The organism is Terriglobus sp. YAF25, from assembly GCF_052113305.1.
Lineage (GTDB): Bacteria > Acidobacteriota > Terriglobia > Terriglobales > Acidobacteriaceae > Terriglobus.
Map to the genome: position 1 here is coordinate 1 of NZ_JBFRCY010000850.1, position 1,748 is coordinate 1,748.

General features: G+C 58.8%; 1 protein-coding gene. It reads right to left on the minus strand.

Annotated elements, in window-relative coordinates; translation table 11 throughout:
* On the minus strand, positions 1–1,748 hold a 1,748-nt coding region (locus AB4043_RS24480), incomplete at both ends, for a TonB-dependent receptor (RefSeq protein ID WP_442308386.1).

Genomic DNA, 1,748 nt, shown 5'->3' on the forward strand with positions numbered 1-1,748 from the left:
GTCGGGTCCTGCGTATTGTTGGCTGACAGCAGCGCATTCGCCAACGCGCGCAGTGGAACGCGGTCATAGAAGAGGCCATAGCTGCCCCGCACCACGGTACGGCGATCAGCAAACGGTGACCACGCAAAGCCGATGCGAGGGGAAAGATTATTCGTATCCGTATTCACCGTTTTCAGGAATTGCAGATCGTAGCGCAGACCGGCATTGATGGTCAGCGATGGAAGCGCCCTCCACTCGTCCTGCACGTAGAAGCCGACGTTGGGATTGTTCTGAGTGATGTATGGCGTGCCGAAGTTCTGCGCGTAGCTGGAGTATCCGGTGGTGCTGGACAGAAACGACGTCAACGATGGGAAGGAATAGTTTCCCGCAATCGACATCGGGAAGGTAATGGTGTCTCGGTTGAAAAGGAAATCCACACCAGTCTTCACCGTATGGGCTCCACGCTGCATCACCAGGTTGTCGACCACCTCATACAGATAGTTCAGGCGGGCCGTGGGCGAAGAAGAAAACCGTCCGAAGCTGGCGACTCCGCTGATGGTGATCGCCGGGCTGTTCTGTGTATTCGACGGAGCGTCCAGGCTGTCGTAGGTGAACTGTCCCCGGGTCTCGTTGAAGGTGCGCGGGGAAAGCGTCGCGATATTACTCGCTGCAATCGTGTGATTGGTGTCGCGTACAGCGGTTCCATAACTAACGTCTGCCAATGCTCCGGCCCCGCGAGCGTTGACGCTGTTCAGCCGATAGTAGCTGTAACGCAGCGTGAGTTGGTCTTTGTCACTGAAGCGATGGTCGCCGCGCACGAAGAGATTGTCGGAGTGCACTGTCGTGGGATAGAGGGTAGTCGCGCCGGTTCCTACAGATAGGCGAGGTCCGGTGAAGCCGAGTGCATTCAGGCGATTGTTGATCGCCGTGGCGTTCGTGGGCGAGATGGTCACGATGCCGTTCGTATTCAGTCGCCGTCCTTCATAGTTGCCGAAGAGAAAGCTGCGGTCACGCCGCAGAGGCCCGCCGAGGCTTACACCGTACTGCCCCTGCGTCAGCGGCAGCGTGGTGCGCGAGAGTGGATTCTGCGCGTTGAGCCGCTGATTTCGCAGAAACCCATAGGCCGTGCCATGCAGGTCATTGGTCCCGCTGCGTGTGACGATATTGAAGTAGCCGCCCATGGCCCGGCCGAACTCGGCCTGGCCACCTGAAGTGACCACCTGGAACTCCCGCACTGCATCCATGCCATACGAATTACCGGCAAGACCGGCGGCATCGTCGTTGGCGGAGAGACCATCCACCACGAAGCTGTTGGAGAAGTTCCGCTGGCTGTTGATGGAGTAACCCTGACCGATGACTGGAGAGGTCTCGGCAAAGGTCTGGGTGCTATTGGTATTGGTTGGGCTTACGCCCGGAGCCAGAAGCGCAAGGTCAAGGTAGTTGCGGCCGTTGTAGGGCAGTTCGGTCACCTCGGCCTGATGCACTGTTTCCGAGATCTGGCTGCGGTTGGCTTCGAGGGGCAGCGCCGTTCCGCCTACGACCTCCACGGTGACGTTTTGCCCGGCAAGCGTTGCTTGCAGCGCAAGGTCGAGAGCAGACCCGACCCCGAGTTGCACTCTGAGACTGGTTGCTTGAAATCCTCTCGGCTGGGCGGTAAAGACATATTCTCCGATAGGGAGAAAGGGCAGACGGAAGCGGCCGCGCTCATCGGTCGTGGTTGTGTAGTTCTGATTGGTTGCAATGGAACGAGCAGCGACGGGAGCTTGAGC